Here is a 19,164-nt window from a genome sequence, read left to right on the forward strand (position 1 = left end):
GGCACAGGGGGGCTCGCGCACCCGTCAGGGCCGCAGCGAAGCGAAGGACGGCGAAGCCATTGCGCGGGCGCGCCGACCGGCGCAGGACTCCGCCAACAGCCGGGGTGGTCTACGGCGCGGGAGGATCGATCCCGGCAATCACCGCGGTCAGACGATCCAGCTCGCCCTGGAGCGCCTGACGCTGGAGATCGGAAATGCGCCGTTCGCGTAAATGCGCCCTGGCATCGGCAGCCGCGCGGTCCCAGGCCGGCCTGTGGCGAGCGGTGATGCAGGCGTTGGGACAGCGGGTCGGCTCGCACAGGGCAGTGAGCGGCTGCGCGGGATCGGGGGTCGTCACGCGCTTGAGGCAGAGCGCGGTCGCGGGATCGAAGAAGCAATCCGCGAGCGGGCCGACATGGAAGGTGCGCGCGACGCTGGCGAGCATGACGCGCAGGCGGGCGCGATCGGCGATCATGGCGGGCAAAGGCCCTTGTCTGACGGCGGCATCGTCGAGCGTCCGCGCGATACGCGGTCCCGCCGGACCGCCGAGCGATGCGCCGCCCTGCCGCCGGTCGAAATAGTCCAGCAGGTCGTCAATCTGACCGAGCCGGCGCTGCGCCTCGACCTCGGCGCGGAACCCCGATGCGCTGGTCCCGGCATAGCCCTCGAACGCGGCGACGGACGCATGCTTGTACTGGATCATGCCGGCGATGGTGCCGAACGGTCGGTTGGCGATGTGCCACGCGATCGTGCGCCGAAACTGCCGCGTCGTGATGCGCCACGGCTCGCCATCGGGTCCGGGTGGGATGACCGGCGCATCGGGACTGCCGAAGGCGGTGTTGAGGTGATCGCGGAAAGCGTTGAGCTGGCGCACCACCTCGCTCGACAGATGCGTCTTGGTGACGGCGCTCGTGCGCAGCACCGGCCAGAGCGTATCGCTGCCGCTCGCGCGCGCCGGTCGTGCCGACAGGCGTTCGAGCACCGCGATCGCGGCTGCGACCGGCTCGATCGTCACCCAGCTCGCCGCCTCGCCCATGGCCGCCCGGCGCTTGTATATGGTCGACCGGATGCGATGCCGCTCGATCAGGCCATTCTCACTGCGCACAATCGAGAGGCACCCGCGCTGCATCGCCTGCACCTCGCAGTCGCGCATGCCGGTCAGGTAGGCACACACGATATAGGCGGCCGCCTGGAGCATCCGTTCCTCATGTGCGAGGGTCTTCGCATCGAAACGTGCGCGCCATGGCTGACCGCTCTCGGGATCGATCGAGATCGGCGTGTCCATGCCGCCGACCTCCACCCCCAGCTCGGCCGCCACTGCGTCGATCAACCTCGCTTCACCGCCGGTCAGCATGAAATGCGCGCCTGGTTCGGCCTGCACGTCGATCCCGGCATGGAGATGCAGGAGATGGGCGTTGATCGGTGGGGTCACGGCGCCGGTGTTGGGGTCGATGCGCAGCTTGCCGTTATGAGCGGTGCCCCAGATCGGTGCGCCGCGCCCCTCGCGGCGTCGGCGACCGAAATAGGCCTTCAGGCGGGTGCGGCGACGTTGCCGGCGATCAGCGTCCGGAAGGCCGGCGTCGGCGGCGGCAAGGCGATCCCGGCGCGCTTCGAGCCGCGCAAGCTCGCGGCGGGCGGCCAGAATATCGTCTGCGAACATGGTGACATAGCGCAACGACCAAGCGAGTAGCGCGGCGATGACCTCTTCCGGGAAGCGCGGCGTGCGGTTCTCCAGGACATGGCGGTAGCCCGCAACGCGGGCGGGCGCCTGTCCGGCCCAAGGCTCGAATGCAAGGCCTCCGCCAGCGAGGTGGTCACGATAGTAATAGAGATCGGAAACCACTTCGAGGAGGTGGCCGACGATGACGGGTCGTCGGGCAGGATCGTCACGAAGATGACGGGCATAGGCATCGACCAATGCCTGATCGATACGGCAAACGTCGAGCCGTCCGAGCCGCTCACGGGCGAAGGCGAGGAACCGGCGGGCACGGTTGAATACTTGGCGGATGCTCGCCGGTGGTAACTTCGTTCGATAGCCCGGAAGATCGACGTTGAGGCGCGCGTAGAGATAGGCGCGCATCGCCGCCTGCACATCGGCATGTTCGAGCACGTCGAAATGCACGGTGACGTGGCAGCGCCGGGCGTTCTCGCGGAAGACGGCGGGACCGAGATCCCAGCTCGGGTCGCCGACGCGTGATAGCTCCTCACGGATATGGCCTTCCTTGAGCGGCGCGCTCGCCAGCACGGGGCGATCGTCGAAGGCCGGTGCCTGGGCATGGGCGGGCATGGTCATGCGCGGACCTCCGGCGGCAGATAAAGCCGCTCGCTCTCCATCTGCCGGCGCGCATCGGCAATGACGGCATCGGAGAAGGCCGGCACGACCTGGGCGGTGATGCGAGCATGGACGCGGCCGAACTTGGCCGCCCAGTCGGTCGCGGACAGACTCAACCGCTGCTCTTCGACGAATGCGAGGAAGGCGAGGATCGCGGGGAGCTTGCGCACGGTGATGACGGCGTTGGAACAATCAAGGCAACCCCAGAAGGGCTGCGCGCAGGGTGATCCGGCCTCGGCGAAGGGACTGTTGTGGAAGCCCGCGCAGGCGGCGAGCCAGACATCCTGTTCGCCGTCGAGCAACGGACCCACGGTATCGGGCGGCAGCAACGGCGCGGCCTGTTCGGGTGCTTCGCGCAGCGCCTGCTCGGCGGTGGGCGGAAGCACGGTCGGTATCGCGGCGGCGACTGCTGCGCGAAAAGCATCGGCGACGGCCATCTCGTGCAGGGGCCGGAGCGACGGCAGATCGGCGTAGTGGCGCGCCGCCACCTCGCGCGAGTGGCCGACCGCGAAGCGGGTCATATGCCCCTCGGTCTTGATGTACCATAGCGCCTTGTGGGTCTTGCGGAGCCGGGAGAGCAGCAGGTGGAGGGGCTTGCCGTCGTCATCGACAATATCGTGCTGAGCTACCCAGGCATCGATCCGTTCCGTCGGGTGGCGGATACCTGCCCGCAGGGCGCCAGCGTTGTGATAAGCCCAAAGACGATCGTCGTTCAGATGCTTGCGGGTAGTCGCCGTGACCTCGATCAGGCGACGAATAAGACCGCCAGGCGTGCCGCCCCCGCCGTCGCGGATGCGCATGCTCTTGTGCTCGGCGCCGCGGGCGCGGCGCTTGAGATAGCGCAGCTCCACCGTGCCGGCATGCGGGTTGGTGAGACAATCTATGGTCAGCGCCTTCAGGCACTCGGGCTCGAGGCCGGTATCGAGCGTGAGCAGCACGAGCAGTGCCGGCAGGTCGCTCGCGAGCAGATGGTGCCGGCCATGGAGGTCATCGACCAGCGTGCTGATCGGCAGACCGCGCCGCATGCGCATGAAATAGAGGCTCTTCAGCGCCGGATGGTCTGCAACGATAAAGCCCTGCCGCGCGATGATCGCTTCGGCATCGGCGCGCGCCCTGGCGATGACCGGATCGCCCTCATCGGTGCGGTCGTCGGCGCCGAGACGGCGGAACATCGCCTCGACATCGGTCCTCGCGGCGTCGCGCAACGCGCGGGCGACGAAGGGGCTATAAGCATCGCGCGGGGTCGAGCGGCCCGCCGATGTGGCCAGCGTGTAGCGCACCCTCTCATGCAGGTCGGGCGCGATCCGATCGGGCCGGTCTGCCTCGATCGCGCGCAATGTGTTGACGATCTTGCCGACCGATATGTGCCGGTGGATCGCGCCCATCCCGCGCTGTTCGAGCGCGGAGGCGAACCCATCGATATGGACTGCGCGCAGATCGCTGACGCCGGTCACCTCGGGCGCACCATCGCCAAGCCAGGCGAAGAAGTGACGATAGACCTGCACATACTGCTTGATGACGCTGGCCGCACCGATGGGGCCGCCGAGCGCTGCTGATCGACGCAGCGCGCCGGCGAAGGCGATAGCGAGCGGGCGAGGATCGAGTGCGGCCATATCAACCTGGACCGTTCCGCCATGCCGGGCCTCGATGGTGAACTTGAGGCCGAGCACCGGATCGGGCTTCTGCGGCTCCGGCGTGATCGGCGCGAAGGCGACAGGCCGGCCCTTACGGGGATGACCGCTCATACGCTTTGCGGCCCCGGCAGCAACGCCAGCAGTTCCTCAACGGCTGCGTCCACCGTATCGGCGCGGGTCGCGATATGGTCGAGGTAGATATAGGTGGTGGCGAGGCTGGCGTGGCCGAGCAGGCGTTGCACCTGTTGCAGCGGGTCGCCGAGGATCAGCCGATAGCTCTCCACCGGTCCCGCCGGCAATGCTGCTTCGCGCAGCCGCTGCTGGATCAGCAAGGCGAGCATATGGACTGCGAAGGTGTGGCGAAGCTGGTGCGGGCTGATCGACAGCGGGAAGCCGTTCTCCTCGCACCGGTTGCAGGCACGGGTGAAGATCACCTCCCACGAGTTGGGGCGGACAGGCTGCCCGACCTCGGTCAGCCATAGCGCCGCCGGCTCGCGGGGCGTTGCATCCTCGTCGCACAGGATCAGGCGGCATCGTTCCTCCGGGGTGCAGACATCGCGCATACGGTCGAGACCGGCGCGGGGGACAGGGATCGGTCGCTCGAAGCTGGCCGCCCCATCGCGCGCGGCGAACTTGGCCACGCCCGCTGCTCGCTCGACGGCGACATAGGCGGCGATCTGGCGAAGCAGCCGACGCGGGAGCAGAACGCTACGTCCCCGGTCGCCCTTGGTGAGCGGCGGCGGGAGAGGCAGCCAAAGTTGTCGGGCATCGCCGTCCGCGCGGTCGATCGCCGCGAGCTCGGCGGTGAGCAAGCCCGACGCCTCTTCGAGGCGCAGGCCGGTGGTGACGAGAAGATCGGCGAACAGTGCGTTGCGCAGCCCGTTACGGTCGCGAGCGCCGGGGCGTTCGGTGCCGTCAGGGGTGAGCCCGCGCAGGCCGACCTCGCGGAAAATGCGGTAGTCGTCCATCGTGACGAACCGCACATCCGATCGCCTGGCGACACGTTCATAGGCATCGTTGCGCGCCGCGATCATGCCGCGACCGCCGCCATGCGCCGGGCGCCATACAGCACGCCGACTGAACGGCGCCTCGGCGATCAGTCCCTGTTGCTCACCCCAACGGTAGAGACGATCGAGGCTCGCGACCGCCCTGTTCCAGCTTGCAGCGCTGATCCGCTGGGCGGCTTCGTCGCGTCGACGCGCACGATGATAGGCGGTCACGTCATCGCGCTCCGCGGTCCACATCGTCTTGCCGCAGGCATCGAGAAAGCGGAGCCAGACCGCAACATCATAGGCGTAGGCGCGCAGCGAATGGCGCGAACGGACACCCGACAACGGTAGGTCGAGAAAGAAGCGGTCGAGGTCAGCGTCATAGAGCGCGCCATCTCGAAGGATCCGCGGCACATGCGCATCGAGGCCAGAGATCTCCCGCCCCTCGGAAACGACGATGACAGACACCGACGTGAAACCCTCCCCCTGCCCCCCCTCCCGGAAGGTGGACCGGCCCATGCGTGGTTGACTCGGCAGTCATCAGGCTGGCCTCCGCCAGCTCTTGGGTCAGCGCTACGGCCAGCCAGATAACTGCCCGCCGTCGATGTACATTGCGGATTTTACCGCACGGTTGCATCCGGCGCAGACTGTCCAGATAAAGCCACAAGCTCCTCGAAACTATAAGCTTTGTCGCCGAACCGCTTGCCGAAGGTCCGGGCAAGGCGCGAGCTGCCGCCTGACCAATGAACGGTCTCGTGTGCCCTCACCGAGGCGTAATGATCCATCGTTGTGAATGACCGCCGGTGCGGCATCTGGATGAAATCAAATGTCGGGTGGAAGAAGGCGCGATCGCCGCCATGTCGAACATCTGCCGGCACATGATCGAAGAACTCGTCGATGGCAGCTTGCCGCGCAGATGGATCGATCGGCGCAGGGGTCGCGTCGTCCGGATAGAAATAGGCGGGCAGCCCATCGATCTGATCGGCGTTGAACACGAGATAATGGCGAAGGAAACGAATGCTGCGTTCGCTCTCGGCACCGGTCACCCGGTCCGACTCGGTCTTTTTGAAGCTCGAATAATAGACCGAGAGCGAGCCGTGCTCCCCCCGGCGAACATGGCCGCCGAGCGCTTCGGCCTGGCGATACGTCATCCAGTAGCGCGAGCGATAGCCGTTCGCGTCTGCGATCGCCCAAAGATAGACCGTGTTGATCCCGGTATAGGGCGTGCCGCAGTGTCGGAGCGGACGGCCACCGGCGCCGGCAACCCGCCAGGGCCGAGTCCAGGGCGGGACGCCTTCTTCCAGCTTTCTGATGATGAGGTTGGTGATTTCGGCCGCGACGTCGCGGCTCGGACGGGCTTTCGCAGGCATGGCTGATGCTCCAGCGGGATGACGATGGGGTTCGGGAGAGGCAAGCGTGCGGGAGGGGACGATCGCGCAAGTGGCGCCGACCGCCCCCCTGTCCTGCTGGGTCAGGCTTCGACCGGCTCGATCACCGTATCGTCCGCGACCGAAGCGCCTTCCGCCATGTGATCATCCGACAACGCAGAGCGATCCGGCTCGCCACCGAGACGATCGGTCGGGCACGGGGCCGCAGCACCAAAGCGCATCGCGTCCGGCACCCATGCGAGCACAGCGTCCTTCGTCTCGGGCTCGACAATGGCCGCCCCGGCGAAGAGTTTTTCACAGCTCTCCGAGATCTCCGCCTTCTTCAGGGTGGCGTGCCGAGCCGTCAGCGCGCCGCCGCCGACGTCATGAAGCAGGCTCAAAATGCTGCCCTTGTTGACCCGATCGAAGAAGTTTTCCGCGGTCGGACGCCACCAGCTCGCAACGTCGATCTCGAGGATCGAGGCCAATCGATTGTGGATCGCGACCTGGCCGCTGGCCCCGCGCGGCTTGGCCTCGATCGACATGGCAACGATATAGGCCAGCCACTGCGCCTTGCTGTCGTCATCGAGCGCGCGAAACCCTTCGAACCGATCGATTTCGTGATCGTGGTCGCACCATCCGGCATCAAGGCCATCATGCGCTTCGGCCAGGTAGGACCGGGCGCGTGAGCCGGGCAAATCCGCCGTGACGGGATCCTGCGGGGCATCAGCGCAGATGGTGGTGCCATATTGAACGATCTCGTCGGCAGAACCGCCGCCGGCGAAAACCCGGGCGTCGATCATGACGAACAGCGCGTAATCGAGCGCGAGCGCCGGCTGAGCGAGCAGACAGGATGCGAGAATATCGCGGCGTTGTATGGCAAGCTCGTCGTAGAGCCGATTGCTGAGCGGCTTGCCGCCAGGTGCCACAGCTTCGGGTCGGCGAGCTGGCTCGGGCGAATCCTTCACGCCGACGCGAAACCTGCCCGCCCCGCCCTCGTCGGGTTCGCCGGGATTTCCGCCGCCCGCATCATCGATCGCGTCGGGTTCTTCGACGATGAGCTCCTGCTCGCTATAAAATTGGGTGTCGAGACGCATCTCGCCCTGCGGCGTCAGAAGCAGAAACGCGCCGACATGCGGCCGCAGCTCATCTGGCAGCACGGGCGCGCGATGCTCGATCGCCTCGGCCTCGGCGATCAGTCGGTCATCCTCCTGGTCCAGGGCCTTGTAGGCATCGGGCGAGATGGATTCGTCCTGCATTTCGGCCTCGAGCTCGGCGCGGCGCGCCTCGATCTCGCCAAGGCGGGCGGATTGCTCCTCGGTGAGCGCGGGCGGCTGCAGGATGGCACGGTAGAGGCCGTGGGCGGCGTTGTGGGCGTAGTTGCTGGCGATCGGCCTGATCCAGGCAAGGCCCGTCTCCTCACCGATGCGTCTCGCTTCGGCCTCCATGATGTCGCCGGCGAGACGGTGCGCGATCTCGGGATTGTTCCAGCGGTCGTTGCCGTCGGTGAAGAGGTCGCCATCGACCTTGCCGCCTGCCGCGCGATACCGCTCCTCGCCGACCAGAATCGCGATCGGATCGCTGGCCTTGAGCGTCTCATTGGCGATGACGCGGCGGATGGTGTCGGCCGTTACGTGGCCATTCTGGTAGCTGTTCCAGACCAGAAGCTGCTTGTCGTGGCTTTCGGTCGACGCATAGGCTTTGGCGATGTCGAGCGTGATCTCGCTTTTGCTCAAGGCGTCGAAGATCGGCGCTGCCAGCGAGGCGAGGCGCAGGCGCCCCTCGACGAAGCGACGTGTCACGCCGAAACGCTTTGCGACAGCATCGAGATCGCCGGTCGAGCCGATGAAGTGCTGAAAGGCGCGGCATTCCTCGGCGGGGGTCATCTTGAGCTGATGGAAGTTGGTCGCCGTGGACGTTTCGGACAATTCGGCATCGTCGCCGGTAAGGATCATGACGGGGACATCGAAATCGGCTTCCGAGATCGTACCGCGCTCGGCGAGCAGGCGAAGCGCGCGCCAACGGCGTCCGCCATCGAAGACCTCGAAGGTGCCGCGCGGCTTTTTGGCGGGCGTGACGAGCAGATTCTGAAGGACGCCCTTGGCCTCGATACTGGCGGCCATGGGTTCAATCTGAAGCTGTTCGTCCGGTGCGGTACGGACGTTGATCGGCGAGAGCCGCAGCTTGGCGAGTTTGATGGTCTGGATCACCGGGGTCACTCCTCTTGGCGTCCGGCAATTCCCGGACACCACCCCGTTCCCCCTTCCCTCTTTCCCAAGAGCGGCCTCGGTCGTTTGACCAAGGGCGACCCGCGCTCACCCAGGATCGGCGAGAATGCGCCCAAGGATGTCGGCGGCGATGCTCACCGGAAGGAACACCCGTGTCCGGTACTGAATGATCTCGGTGAAGCAGCCCAAGGATTTCAGCCAGGCGAGCTGATCCGACGGCGCCCCGACTATCTCGATGCGATGATTTCGGTTCACCATCGCGCGGCGGATCGTCATGGGGAATGGGCGGGCAACATCAACGCTTCGACCGGAATGGGCCGATTTGATGATGTCCGAGGGCGGCAGGTTCTCGGCGCGATCGATGCCGAGCTTGGTGAAAAGCTGGACAACGTGCTCGTCGAAAACGAGGCGGCCGAGCCAGCTATTTCCCGCTTTGTCAGCGATGCGGTTGACCACCAGATGATCGCTGGGCAGCGCCGACCAGATCGGCAGAAGCAAGCCGGTCGCGAGGCGGATCGTCTCGGTGTCGACCTTGTTCGCCGCTTCATCGGCTTCGGCCTGCCATTTCGCGCAGAAGGCGTCCCGATCGACTATTTTCCAGGCGCTCTCGAAGAGCTCATGCTCGCGGATATATTCCCGCCGGGTCGGCCTCGTCAGCTCGAAGCGCGGGATCGGCGTTCCGTCCTTCTCCTCCATGAGCGCTCGGGCGCGGGTCTGCAGCGCGACCATCCCCGACTTGGCGTTGAGCAGAAATACGGCGGTGCTATCGCTGTCGGCGATACGCAGCACGCGCTCCAAGGTGACAGGGGTCCGCCGCCGCGCGATCTCGATGGTCAGCAAGTGCGACGTCGCCCCGCTGACCGGGTCGGTCCGGAGCAGTGTGTCGTCGATCAAGGTGGCGGAATCGACGAGGATCGTCTCGACACCGACATCGAGCCGGCCAGCCTCCCTCGCCGCCGATACCCGTGTCTCGACCAGGGACAGAAACTCATCGAAGATGCTGTTCTGCAGGCCGATGGGAAGCGCGAGGATGCGATTTAGCCATCGCTGGATGGGCGGCAGTTCCTCTTTCAGGACGCCGTCCTTGTCGCAGAGCTCGAGACCGGTCCGATCCTCGAATTCCGAATGCGAGATGCTCTTGAGCTTGCCATCGACCAGCAAGTGGAACCACGTCACCAGCGCAGCGCAAGCATATTCGCTCTCCAGATTATCAGCCGGGTCGAAGAGATTCTGACCGCCGGTCTGGCGCTGACCCCGTGTGAGTGCGCCGAGGCTGTCGAGCCGCCTCGCAATCGTGCTGGTGAAGCGGAGTTCGCCTTTGCAGTCGGTCGTGACGGGCCGGAACAGTGGCGTGCTCGCCTGATGGGTCCGATGGGTTCGGCCAAGGCCCTGAATGGCGCGGTCCGCGCGCCAGCCCGGCTCGAGCAACAGATGGACGCGTTGCTCCTGGTTCGGCACGTCCATTGATGCGTGATAGGATCGCCCCGTCCCGCCGGCGTCCGAGAAAATGAGGACGCGCTTCAGCCCCTGCATGAAGGCCGCGGCCTCGGCCTGACTGGTACGGGTCGAACGGGTTTCCAGCTTCTGCCGGCCGTCGCCCGTCGAGATTAGGCGTTTTGTCCGCCCAGTGACTTCCGCGACACGATCATGCCCGAAATGCTCCAGGATGCCGTCGAGCGCCGACATGATCGGCGGCAATGCGCAAAGATGCTCGATCATCAGCGCGCGGGCAGCTTCGGCTTCGGGATTGTAGACGGGATTACCCGTCTCGTCCGTCATCGGCTCGGAGCGCTGCGTGCCTGTGTCGTCGGTGAAGACGCGCATTTGGCGAGTAGGGAAAGCGCGCTCGAGATAATCGATGACATATTCACGAGGGCTGAGGTCGATTTCGAGGTCGACGCGCTCATCCGGGCTGAGCATGCCCAATCGCCGGTCGAGGATGGACTCGGCCGTCGTCACCAGTTGAAGCACCACCGACTGGCCCGCCATAAGATGCTCGCCGACCGCGGCGATGACCGTTGGCAGCTTCATCGAAAGCAGCACCTGGCCGAAGAAACGCTGCTTGGTGGACTCGAAGCGCGAGCGGGCCGATGCCTTCGCCCCGCTATTCAAAGTGGTGTTCTCGAGACCATCGACGACGCCGGTGAGTTCCAGGGCTTTTTCCATGTTCCGGTGGATGATGGACCAGGCATTGGCGTAAGTGTCGTAGATCTCGATCTGCGCGGGCGTCAGTTCGTGCCGCAGGATCTCATATTCGACACCGGCGAAGCTCAGCGCTCGCGCCATGTAGAGCCCAGTCGCCTTGAGATCGCGTGCGACCAATTCCATGGCGGCGATCCCGCCCTGGCGAATGCTGGAGATGAATTGCTCGCGATTGGCGAACGCCGTCTCCGGTCCCCAGAGCCCGAGCCGCACGGCATAGGCAAGGTTGTTGACCTCGGACGCCCCCGTCGCAGAGGCGTAGAGGATCCGCGCGGCGGGCAGATGGTTCTGGAGCCGAACGCCGCTGATGCCCTGTTGCGATCCCTCCTTGGCTCCGAGTGCGCCCTCGCCTCCTGCGACACCGCCCATCTCGTGCGCTTCGTCGAAGGCGATGACGCCGTCGAAATCGGCGCCGGCCCAGTCGATGATCTGCTTCAGCCGGCTATGTTCCCCGCGCATCGATCGAAGGGTCGGATAGGTGACCAGAAGGACGCCCTGGTCAAGCCTGATGGGTTCGTCGATCTTCCAGTTCGATATGGGCTGAATGTCACCGGCGAGCCCGCCGAGGGCCGTCCAATCACGGCGAGCATCTTCGAGGAGGGGCGCGTTCTTGGTGACCCAGATATTGCGACGCCGCCCCTGAAGCCAGTTGTCAAGAATGGCGGCCGCGATTTGGCGACCCTTGCCTGCCCCGGTTCCGTCCCCGAGGAAGAAACCCTTTCGGTAGCCGCGGCCCTCCTCCGAGATAACGAGGCCGACACCATCCTTGTCCGGTGCGAAGCGCCCAGGGATCGTCTGAGCCCAGGCATGGCCGGCGTAAACGACGGTTTCGAGCTGGGAGGCCGAGAGCAAACGCTCTGTGACAGTCCGCTCCGGCAGCGAAGGGACGTAATCGGGGATCGGCGCTGGGATTGATCCCATGGCAACGGATTCGACGAGCGCAGTCGGGTGTTCGCCGGCTTTGTCGAAAACCAGGCGGCTTGGCCGATAGGGCAGATAGACGCCGGTCTGTTCGAGCAGCGGCGCCGGGGTTTCGAGCCTGGTGTAAGCAACCGGCAAGACATGGTTGCGCACGGCAGCGTGAAAGGCCCGGGGCATGGGCTTGGCGCTTTTGACCGCTCTGAAGAGCGAGATGCCTCCGCCCCGCTTCGGCGCGGGTGCCGGCTGATCTGCGACAAGGGACAGGCGAGGTGTCACGGTGAGAACGTCGAGCAGTTCCGCGATTGATCCACCCTGGATGACTTCTGGTGCGAGCCTGCCGGCGACCTTGTCGATGACGAAGATTCGCACGTCGATAGACGTGCCGTGTTTGAGATAGCAGCCTTCAAGTCGAACAGAGGCTTGCACTGTCGATCCGCGAAGGACGGTCTCGTAGTGGTCGCGCATTCGGGTGGTCGGTCCGAACCAGTCGGGCATGATGGCAACGAGGCGGCCCCCAGTCTGCAATCGGCGAAGTGCAGCCTGAAGATGCCGAACGGCCGCAAGATCATCGACGCCGCGGCCGAGCGACCGCGAAAACGGCGGATTCATGAGGATCAGGGAAGGACGCGGTGCGTCGCCAAGAGCAGCATCAAGAATCGCCCCATCATGGCCGGTGATCGTTGCGCCGGGGAAAACGCCGTGCAGGCGATCGCGGCGGATCGGATCGAGCTCGTTGAGATGCAGCGATCGATGAGCCCCAAGCTGTGCAACGAGCAAACCGTTGCCGGCGCTGGGCTCGAGAATGACGTCATCCTGCCGGACATCTGCGAGCAGAATCGCGACGGCCGCAATGTCGACAGGAGTCGAGAATTGCTGCCATTCGATCTGGTCTTCGCTCCGCACGGTCTGAGTGGGGAGGCGCTGCGCGAGGTCAATCCGCGCGGCGACATCGGCGAGGCTGGCCAGAGGCGCCAATGATCCACGGAGATGAAGGGCGAGTGCGTGCTCTAGCACCTCGAAGCTTGAGCGCTGCGTCCAGCGTCCTTCGGCATCGGTTCCGCCGAACGCCTGCACCATCGCCCGATTGAGATGTTGACGGGTGACCGGCTCGCCTGACGCCAGTTGGGATAGAAGGATGTGCGCAGCGGCACGGTCGCCGCGCTCGGCGGTCTGAAAAAGGTCGGTCATTTGGGAATCTCCTGCGCGGCTGCATCTGTCGCAGCGACACACCCTCGATCCCCCTCCCCTCTCTCCGCCCCGGGATCAGGTCCGGCAGTGCGCGTCGAGGAACTTTGCCCAATCCTTGAAAGCCGGCGGCGGCGGGTCGCGGCGGATGATGAGCCCGGGACGGGCATATTTCGCTTCGGCGGACGCCGCGCCGCGACGCCCTTCTGGATCATTGTCCTCTGCGATCAGCAGGGTCGTAATGCCGGGTGGAATGACCAGTTGATCGAGCCGCCTGGCGCCAAGTGAGGCCCAGCAGGGGATGTCCTTGATGCGGGTGTAGGCGCCGGCAGTCTCGAAACCTTCGGCGATCGCCAGCGTCTCGCCCCCTGCCCGGCCCCGCCATGCGCCTGTCCCAGGCACGCCGAGCATGACTTTTCGGAGGCACTTCGCTGTCGCAGGGTCGAGAAAGTTGCGCTGGATCGCGACGAGCTGCCGGATCTCGCGAACAGCAATCAGCAAAGCCGGTCGATAAACGGTTTTCGGCTTCGGGAGGTATGGGCAGCGCGAATGGAAGCGCACGTCGGCAGGCGCTGGCAACAAGTTGCGTCGCTCAAGATAGCGCTCGGCCAGCGTCCCTTTGACGCCAACGGCCTGCTCCCAGATGCGCGAGACATTGGCGCTGCCTTGCGGTCGATCCTGTTCCGGTATTGCATAATGTTGGCCGGTTCGAACCCGACGCAATTCCCGCAGAACATCATCGCGTGCGCAACCCGCGAAGCACGTCACCAGAATGCCGCGGTCACCTTGGCGGATCGAAAGACTTGGATCGTTGTCGCCATGTGCCGGGCAACGGGCCATAGCCCTGTAGCCGGTCCAGGTGCCGCCAAGAGCGCCTACGAGGTCAACAAGTTCCTGGGTCGGTCGTTTGGCCGTGAGTGGCATAGGACTACCTCCTGCTCGGTAGCCACATCCCCCCTTCCCTCTTTCAGCGCATGGCGCTGTGACCCGGACCTATGAACGATGAGGGTCGGCGCGCTCACGTTGATCGCTTCATCGGGCACGACTCGGGCTCGTTCGCAGGCGACGAACGGCTCGGACATCATCGGTCAATCGTCAGGCCGGTTCTTCCGCCGATCCGCATATTTGATCACGAAGGCCTCCCAGAGCCGCATCCATTCGGTGTCGGTCCGGGGCCTCTTGATATCGGCGAATCCCTTGCGGAATGCGTTGGCCATATCGTCGACTGACCAAGGATGGCCCTTAGTGAGACCGACACTCCGAAACGCCTGTTCGCGGTCGCCATAGGAAAGCGTTCCCGGCGGGAATGCGTGAAGCGGTTCGTCTGATTTCGCTGCGGGTTTCGTTGCCTGCGGAACGGTGCGAACCGATGATCTCGGTGCCGTTTCGACGCCTGGCGCCCCAACAAGTCGCAAATGGGGTCCGACCAATTTACGCTCCATCGGCGCTGGAGACGGATGAAGGACCACCTTCCTGCCGGAGAGATCGACGTTCGCGTTGGGATAAACCGCCGAGACGAGCTGCATCGTCTCCCGCACCGTTTGACGAAAGCGCTTGCTGTCAGCCTCGTTGCCGAGGTGCTTTGCCAGTTGATCCCAAGAAATGATCTGCCCCTTGTCGGAGCCGATCCGTGGGAGGCGATAGGCAAGATAGGTATAGAGATCGAGCGCCGTTGGCGTCCCTTTAAGCTCCCGGATCGCTACTTCGTTTAATGGGACAGCGTGCTCGATAAGGTGACTGTAGAAGACCTCCGACATACGGATTTCCCGCGCGAAGGTGCCGTTCTTGTCGAGTGAACCAGCATATTCATTTGAGATCTTCACATCGCGGACCGCAAAGGCGTTGTCGTCCGTTTCGGTGCCATCCCAGCGAATCTGCCACTCGCACGCCAGCAAGCGGTCGACCTGTTCGCGCATCAGATTTGCGGTGCCACGGGGGCCATAGGACACCGTTTGATAGCCAAGCCGCCGCATCCATTCCGTGAAGTTGCGGCCGAGATAGACGTCGCGCGAACGCTTCATTACCGCCTGTGAAAGCAGATAGATGAGCGCAACCCTGGGATAGGCCCCATATGGAACACCCAGGCTTCTCATGACCGACTTGCCATCGATATTTTGAAGAACCGGCCGAGGGTTGATTGCCAGCGCGTACTTGCCGTCTTCCCGGATAATCGGGAGCGTGTCGTCCTTCGGGCGCTTGGTCGGGAGCGACATGGCGCAAAGCGCGGAATGGAGAAATGCCGGGACAGGCTCTTCGTCGTGGACTCGCAGGAAGGCGTCGAGCGTCAATTGGGTTCCGGCAGTGGAGGCAAGCTTCCGGACATTCTCTGCACCGCCATCGATCATGGCGAGTGCATATTGGTGCCCAATCGGCCTATGCTGATCTCCGTTCATTGTTCCGCCCTTCCCCGAATCTCCGGGGTCTGTGATGGCGCTGTCTCAACAGGTTTGGGTTTCGAAATCAACCCTGTTGGCAGTTTTGGCGGGAAATCAGGGGTGAGAGTTGCAATTCGACCGATGATCTCGGTGCCGCTTTTGCCGAATCGCCCCTTCCCACTTTCAAAAATCGAAATTTTGAAGCCGATTCGCGAATCGGATTGATTCAGGGATTCATGTAATAGGTATGCGCTCCGAGATCATCGGTCTGTTGGCACCGAGATCATTGGTAGGACGCACCGAGATCATCGGAAGGTACTGAGATCATCGGTGCGCCTCTACCAGGGCGCATTGGCATTACCTTGAAATCCGAAACGGCTCGGAGATCATCGGTAAAGTTGTAAGTTCGATGGCCAAATCGTTGCTCGAAACTGCCAACGTCGCTATTGTGGGCCATCAAACCCACAAAAGCGGAATCTCATGGCCACTGATCCCACAAATGTCCCCGCCGATGACCTTCTGGAAGGTGGCCTGGATGTGCTTCACCGTAAAGCGCTCACGATCCTCAAGCGGATCCGCGACAGCGCGGTCGATCCAGAGACAGGGCAGAAGCGAGCCCCCACCTTCCCTATCTCCAAGGCTGCATCACTTGTCGGACGCACCGCGTCGGCGATCCGAGAAGCTGAACGCGACGGGCGTTTGCCGGAGCGTGGGCGGACGGCTTCCGGTCATCGCGTCCAATATACGCTCGAAGAACTCGATCATATGCGTGAGGTGTTCGGAACGCGTCCGTGGCGCAGCCCGGAAGATCCACCCGCCATTCTCTCGGTCTGCAATTTCAAGGGCGGTGTCGGCAAGTCCACGATCGCGCTGCACCTGGCTCAGCACTTCGCGATCAACGGCTATCGTGTGCTGTTTATCGACTGCGACAGCCAAGCTTCATCGACAATGATGTTCGGCTACCGACCAGACGTCGATCTGGAGGAGGACGACACGCTCTATGGGCATTTCCATAACCCGGAATTGCTGGGTGTGCGAAAGATCATTCGGAAGACCCACTTCCATGGGCTCGATCTGATCCCTGCGAATTTGCGGCTCTACAATCTCGAATACGAGATCGCCGGCTACCTCGCGCGCAATCAGAACCTGAACATCATCGACCTGATCGCCGAGGCCATCGACTCGGTGGTAGAAGATTACGATGTGGTGATCATGGATCCGCCTCCAGCACTCGGCATGGTCTCCATGGCGGTCCTTCAAGCAGCCAATGCGATGGTGATCCCCGTGCCGCCAAGCCTGGTCGACTTCGCATCGACGGTGTCGTTTATCGACATGGCGAAGACCACGATGAAGCAGCTCGAGCAGCTCGCGGGGAGGGGGCGCCCGGCTTACAATTTCATCCGTCTCGTCGGCAGCCGGGTCGACGACAGCAAGTCGATGCATCGTGAGATACTTTCGATGATGCGGAGCGTTTTCGGAGGCTCAATGTCTTCTTCGGTGATGGTCACCAGTGCGGAGATCGACAATGCCAGCTCGCGGATGAAGACGGTCTTTGAACTGGAAAAGCCCGTCACTTCGCACGAGGTTTACAACCGGTGCATGAGGCATCTGAATGAGGTTTGCCGAGACATCGAAGAAGACGTTTTGCGGACCTGGCCGAGCCGGGCAGGGGGGCAGCTTTGAGCAGCAGTTGCCACGTGGCAACTGCGGGCAATTGTTCGCCGTCTATGGGGCTGAAATCTGCTAAGAATGATGCGTTGTTGCCACGTGGCAACCGAGCAAGGAAAGCGTTTATAAACAGTATCATGAGCCAAATTCCAGGATCAGTTTTCCCTCAGAAAAGGGGAGCCGAAGGCGAGGCGAATTTCGGTTTGTTGCCACGTGGCAACAGACCAACAAATCGGGTCTCCAAGATGCCGGAAATTCGAGTAGGAGCGAGCCGATGACAAAAGGAAATAAGGGCTTCGGCTCGATGTTCACCGAAGGCCTGGATAATGAGGCCGAGCTTGACAATGCGAGCCCCTCGGAAGGGATCATGGCGAGCCGAAGCCAGACCCTGGCGCGGATAGCGAGCGGCAAGACGGTTACCGATCGAACGGAGTGGGTGGACCCGGCTCGTTGCCGTCCCTGGCGGATGCACAATCGCGACCTGGACCATTTGTCCGAAGAGAGCTGTCGCGATCTGATCGACTCCTTTCTCGCGGCGAAGCGGCAGCGCATCCCGGCGATCGTGCGTCGTCTGAAGGACGATCCTGACTACGATTATGAGATCATCGCTGGCGTTCGCCGGTGGTGGACCGTCCAGTGGCTCCGCGAACATCATCATCCAGAATTTGATTATCTCGTCACGATCCAGACCGTCACGGATGAAGAGGCATTCCGGGTTTCGGACGTTGAAAATCGGTCGCGAAAGGACATTTCAGACTGGGAGCGTGCAAAGGAATATGCGCGAGCGCTGTCGGAGTTTTACGAGAACTCCCAGTCCCAGATGGCGGAGCATCTCAACCTCTCGCGGTCATGGCTGAGCCGCCTGCTGGATGTTGCGAGGCTTCCTGAGGAGATCGTGGCGGCATTTTCGGACACCCACGACATTACCGTTCGAGTGGCGCGCGATATCAAACCGCTGACCAGCGAACCGAAAACTCTGAAGCGAATGCGAGACGAGGCCGAGCGCATCGAGGCCGAGCGTAGGAATGGTGGTTCCAGTCTGACCGGACCCGAGGTGGCGAAGCGACTTGTTCGTGCGACCGTTGAGGCAAAGAAGAAGGAGACTGGCGAGCGAGAGATCACGGGCAAAGGCGGAAAGACGATTCTGCGCTATGCCAGTGCCAGAGGTGGGGGGATCACGATCAAGATCGTGCCCCGGACCGGCGCCACGAAGGCCGAGCTCATGAAAGCGATCGAAGAACTGTTGCCGGCGAGCTGAGCAAAACAAGCGAGACGGCGTTTCAGTACGGAGGGCGTCCCGGTCGCTATTCGGCCCGCAGCCGGCGCTGCGCGGCAGGCGTGGTGGGCAGCGCCGCGAGGAGCTTTCGGGCACCCTGAGGTGTCACAGACAGCAGCTTCGAAACGGAGGATGCCTGGAGCCCTGGATAGGCGATCAATAGGCGCCCGAGAAGCGGCAGGCGACTTCGCTGAGTTGCACCTAAATTGGTGAGCTTGGCGACGTCATGCTCAATTGCGGAAAGCTCGCGGAGCCCCGCCGCGCTGATCTGCCCGATCTCCTTAGCGAGGAACCCGGTCAGCGCGGCAGGGGAAGGGGGCATGAACTTGGGGAGCGGCACCAGTGAGGGGATGATGCGGCTCGTGAAGCCAGCGCGGTAGAGCATGCGAGGAAGAGCGGTCGCGACGAGCCAGTTGCGATCGCGGCAGCGGGGAGGAAGCTCCAACGAGCGTCCGTCGATCGCAACAACCTCCGAGGCGCCGACCGGAAGACGCTCGGTCATTTCGGCAAGAGCGAACACGCGCTCGGCGATGGACCGGAGATCGGCGACGGGGAAGGGTGCATCCGCCGCAGACTTCACCTGACGCCAGAGCGGGCCGAAGTGTGCGAGATCGTCTCCACCATAGCGCTCAGCCTCTGCACGGTCGTCGAGGATGGTTCGGAGAGCATTGAGGGATGCGCGGCCAACCGGGTCTCTGACATCCTCGTCCCGACTTAGTGCGAGGTGGAAAATGGACGCCACCGATATCGGATCGTTGAGACCTTCGGAGGCGCGGGGAGGGGCGCTTCGCCCCGCGATCCAATCCTGCAGGTCGCCGACAGCGATCGGCACGCCGGCGAGACCTGCTAACGCCGCGGCGCCGTGAAGGCGCGATCGCGCAAGGAAAATGTCGGCGCTTGTACTATGATGAAGCCGGCCGTCGAGCCGGCCGAGCAGCAACATTGGGTCATTTGCGCGGCGGTCGACGATCTCCTGCATCGCTCTTACGCTTAGCGCGTGAGGAAACC

11 protein-coding genes and 1 pseudogene are annotated in these 19,164 nt (G+C 63.6%); 3 read left to right on the forward strand and 9 right to left on the reverse strand.

Annotated elements, in window-relative coordinates:
• Window positions 1–109: 109 nt before the first annotated feature.
• The 8 genes and pseudogenes from HUK72_RS26735 to HUK72_RS26770 all read right to left on the reverse strand — a co-directional run bounded on the left by HUK72_RS26735 (window position 110) and on the right by HUK72_RS26770 (window position 15,230).
• Window positions 110–2,272 carry an integrase gene (locus HUK72_RS26735; protein ID WP_176596487.1) on the reverse strand — a complete coding sequence of 721 codons (2,163 nt, stop codon included), beginning with the start codon at window positions 2,270–2,272 and terminating at the stop codon, window positions 110–112.
• The gene (locus tag HUK72_RS26740; RefSeq protein ID WP_176596486.1) at window positions 2,269–4,056 is read right to left on the reverse strand and encodes a hypothetical protein; all 1,788 of its coding nucleotides are present in this window, start codon (window positions 4,054–4,056) and stop codon (window positions 2,269–2,271) included. The genes HUK72_RS26735 and HUK72_RS26740 overlap by 4 nt, the downstream gene beginning before the upstream one ends.
• The gene (locus HUK72_RS26745) at window positions 4,053–5,402 is read right to left on the reverse strand and encodes a site-specific integrase (RefSeq protein ID WP_176596485.1); all 1,350 of its coding nucleotides are present in this window, start codon (window positions 5,400–5,402) and stop codon (window positions 4,053–4,055) included. The genes HUK72_RS26740 and HUK72_RS26745 overlap by 4 nt, the downstream gene beginning before the upstream one ends.
• 182 nt (window positions 5,403–5,584) lie before the next feature.
• Window positions 5,585–6,304: pseudogene (locus tag HUK72_RS26750) on the reverse strand (ArdC family protein); the annotation flags it as partial.
• A 101-nt stretch (window positions 6,305–6,405) separates the two neighbouring features.
• Complete coding sequence (locus HUK72_RS26755; protein WP_037505400.1) at window positions 6,406–8,511, reverse strand: ParB/RepB/Spo0J family partition protein; 2,106 nt, start codon at window positions 8,509–8,511, stop codon at window positions 6,406–6,408.
• A gap of 105 nt (window positions 8,512–8,616) precedes the next feature.
• A complete protein-coding gene (locus tag HUK72_RS26760) occupies window positions 8,617–12,840 on the reverse strand; it encodes a strawberry notch family protein (protein ID WP_070936342.1) in 4,224 nt (1,407 codons plus the stop codon).
• Window positions 12,841–12,915: 75 nt separating this feature from the next.
• On the reverse strand, window positions 12,916–13,761 hold the full coding sequence (locus HUK72_RS26765; RefSeq protein WP_176593283.1) for a toprim domain-containing protein: 846 nt from the start codon (window positions 13,759–13,761) through the stop codon (window positions 12,916–12,918).
• 164 nt (window positions 13,762–13,925) lie between these two features.
• On the reverse strand, window positions 13,926–15,230 hold the full coding sequence (locus tag HUK72_RS26770; RefSeq protein WP_062787891.1) for a replication protein RepA: 1,305 nt from the start codon (window positions 15,228–15,230) through the stop codon (window positions 13,926–13,928).
• On the opposite strand from HUK72_RS26770, the gene HUK72_RS27105 reads away from it, so the two are divergent.
• The 3 genes from HUK72_RS27105 to HUK72_RS26780 all read left to right on the forward strand — a co-directional run bounded on the left by HUK72_RS27105 (window position 15,213) and on the right by HUK72_RS26780 (window position 18,138).
• Complete coding sequence (locus HUK72_RS27105) at window positions 15,213–15,437, forward strand: hypothetical protein (protein WP_126000574.1); 225 nt, start codon at window positions 15,213–15,215, stop codon at window positions 15,435–15,437. The two genes, HUK72_RS26770 and HUK72_RS27105, sit on opposite strands and share 18 nt — an antisense overlap.
• A 255-nt stretch (window positions 15,438–15,692) precedes the next feature.
• The gene (locus HUK72_RS26775) at window positions 15,693–16,895 is read left to right on the forward strand and encodes an AAA family ATPase (protein ID WP_062787893.1); all 1,203 of its coding nucleotides are present in this window, start codon (window positions 15,693–15,695) and stop codon (window positions 16,893–16,895) included.
• Between the two features lie 259 nt (window positions 16,896–17,154).
• Complete coding sequence (locus HUK72_RS26780) at window positions 17,155–18,138, forward strand: ParB/RepB/Spo0J family partition protein (RefSeq protein WP_030092784.1); 984 nt, start codon at window positions 17,155–17,157, stop codon at window positions 18,136–18,138.
• 46 nt (window positions 18,139–18,184) lie between these two features.
• On the opposite strand, the gene HUK72_RS26785 is transcribed toward HUK72_RS26780, so the two are convergent.
• On the reverse strand, window positions 18,185–19,135 hold the full coding sequence (locus HUK72_RS26785; protein WP_051743944.1) for a hypothetical protein: 951 nt from the start codon (window positions 19,133–19,135) through the stop codon (window positions 18,185–18,187).
• Window positions 19,136–19,164: the final 29 nt, after the last annotated feature.

It is taken from the genome of Sphingobium sp. 15-1, from assembly GCF_013375535.1.
GTDB lineage: Bacteria > Pseudomonadota > Alphaproteobacteria > Sphingomonadales > Sphingomonadaceae > Sphingobium > Sphingobium aromaticivastans.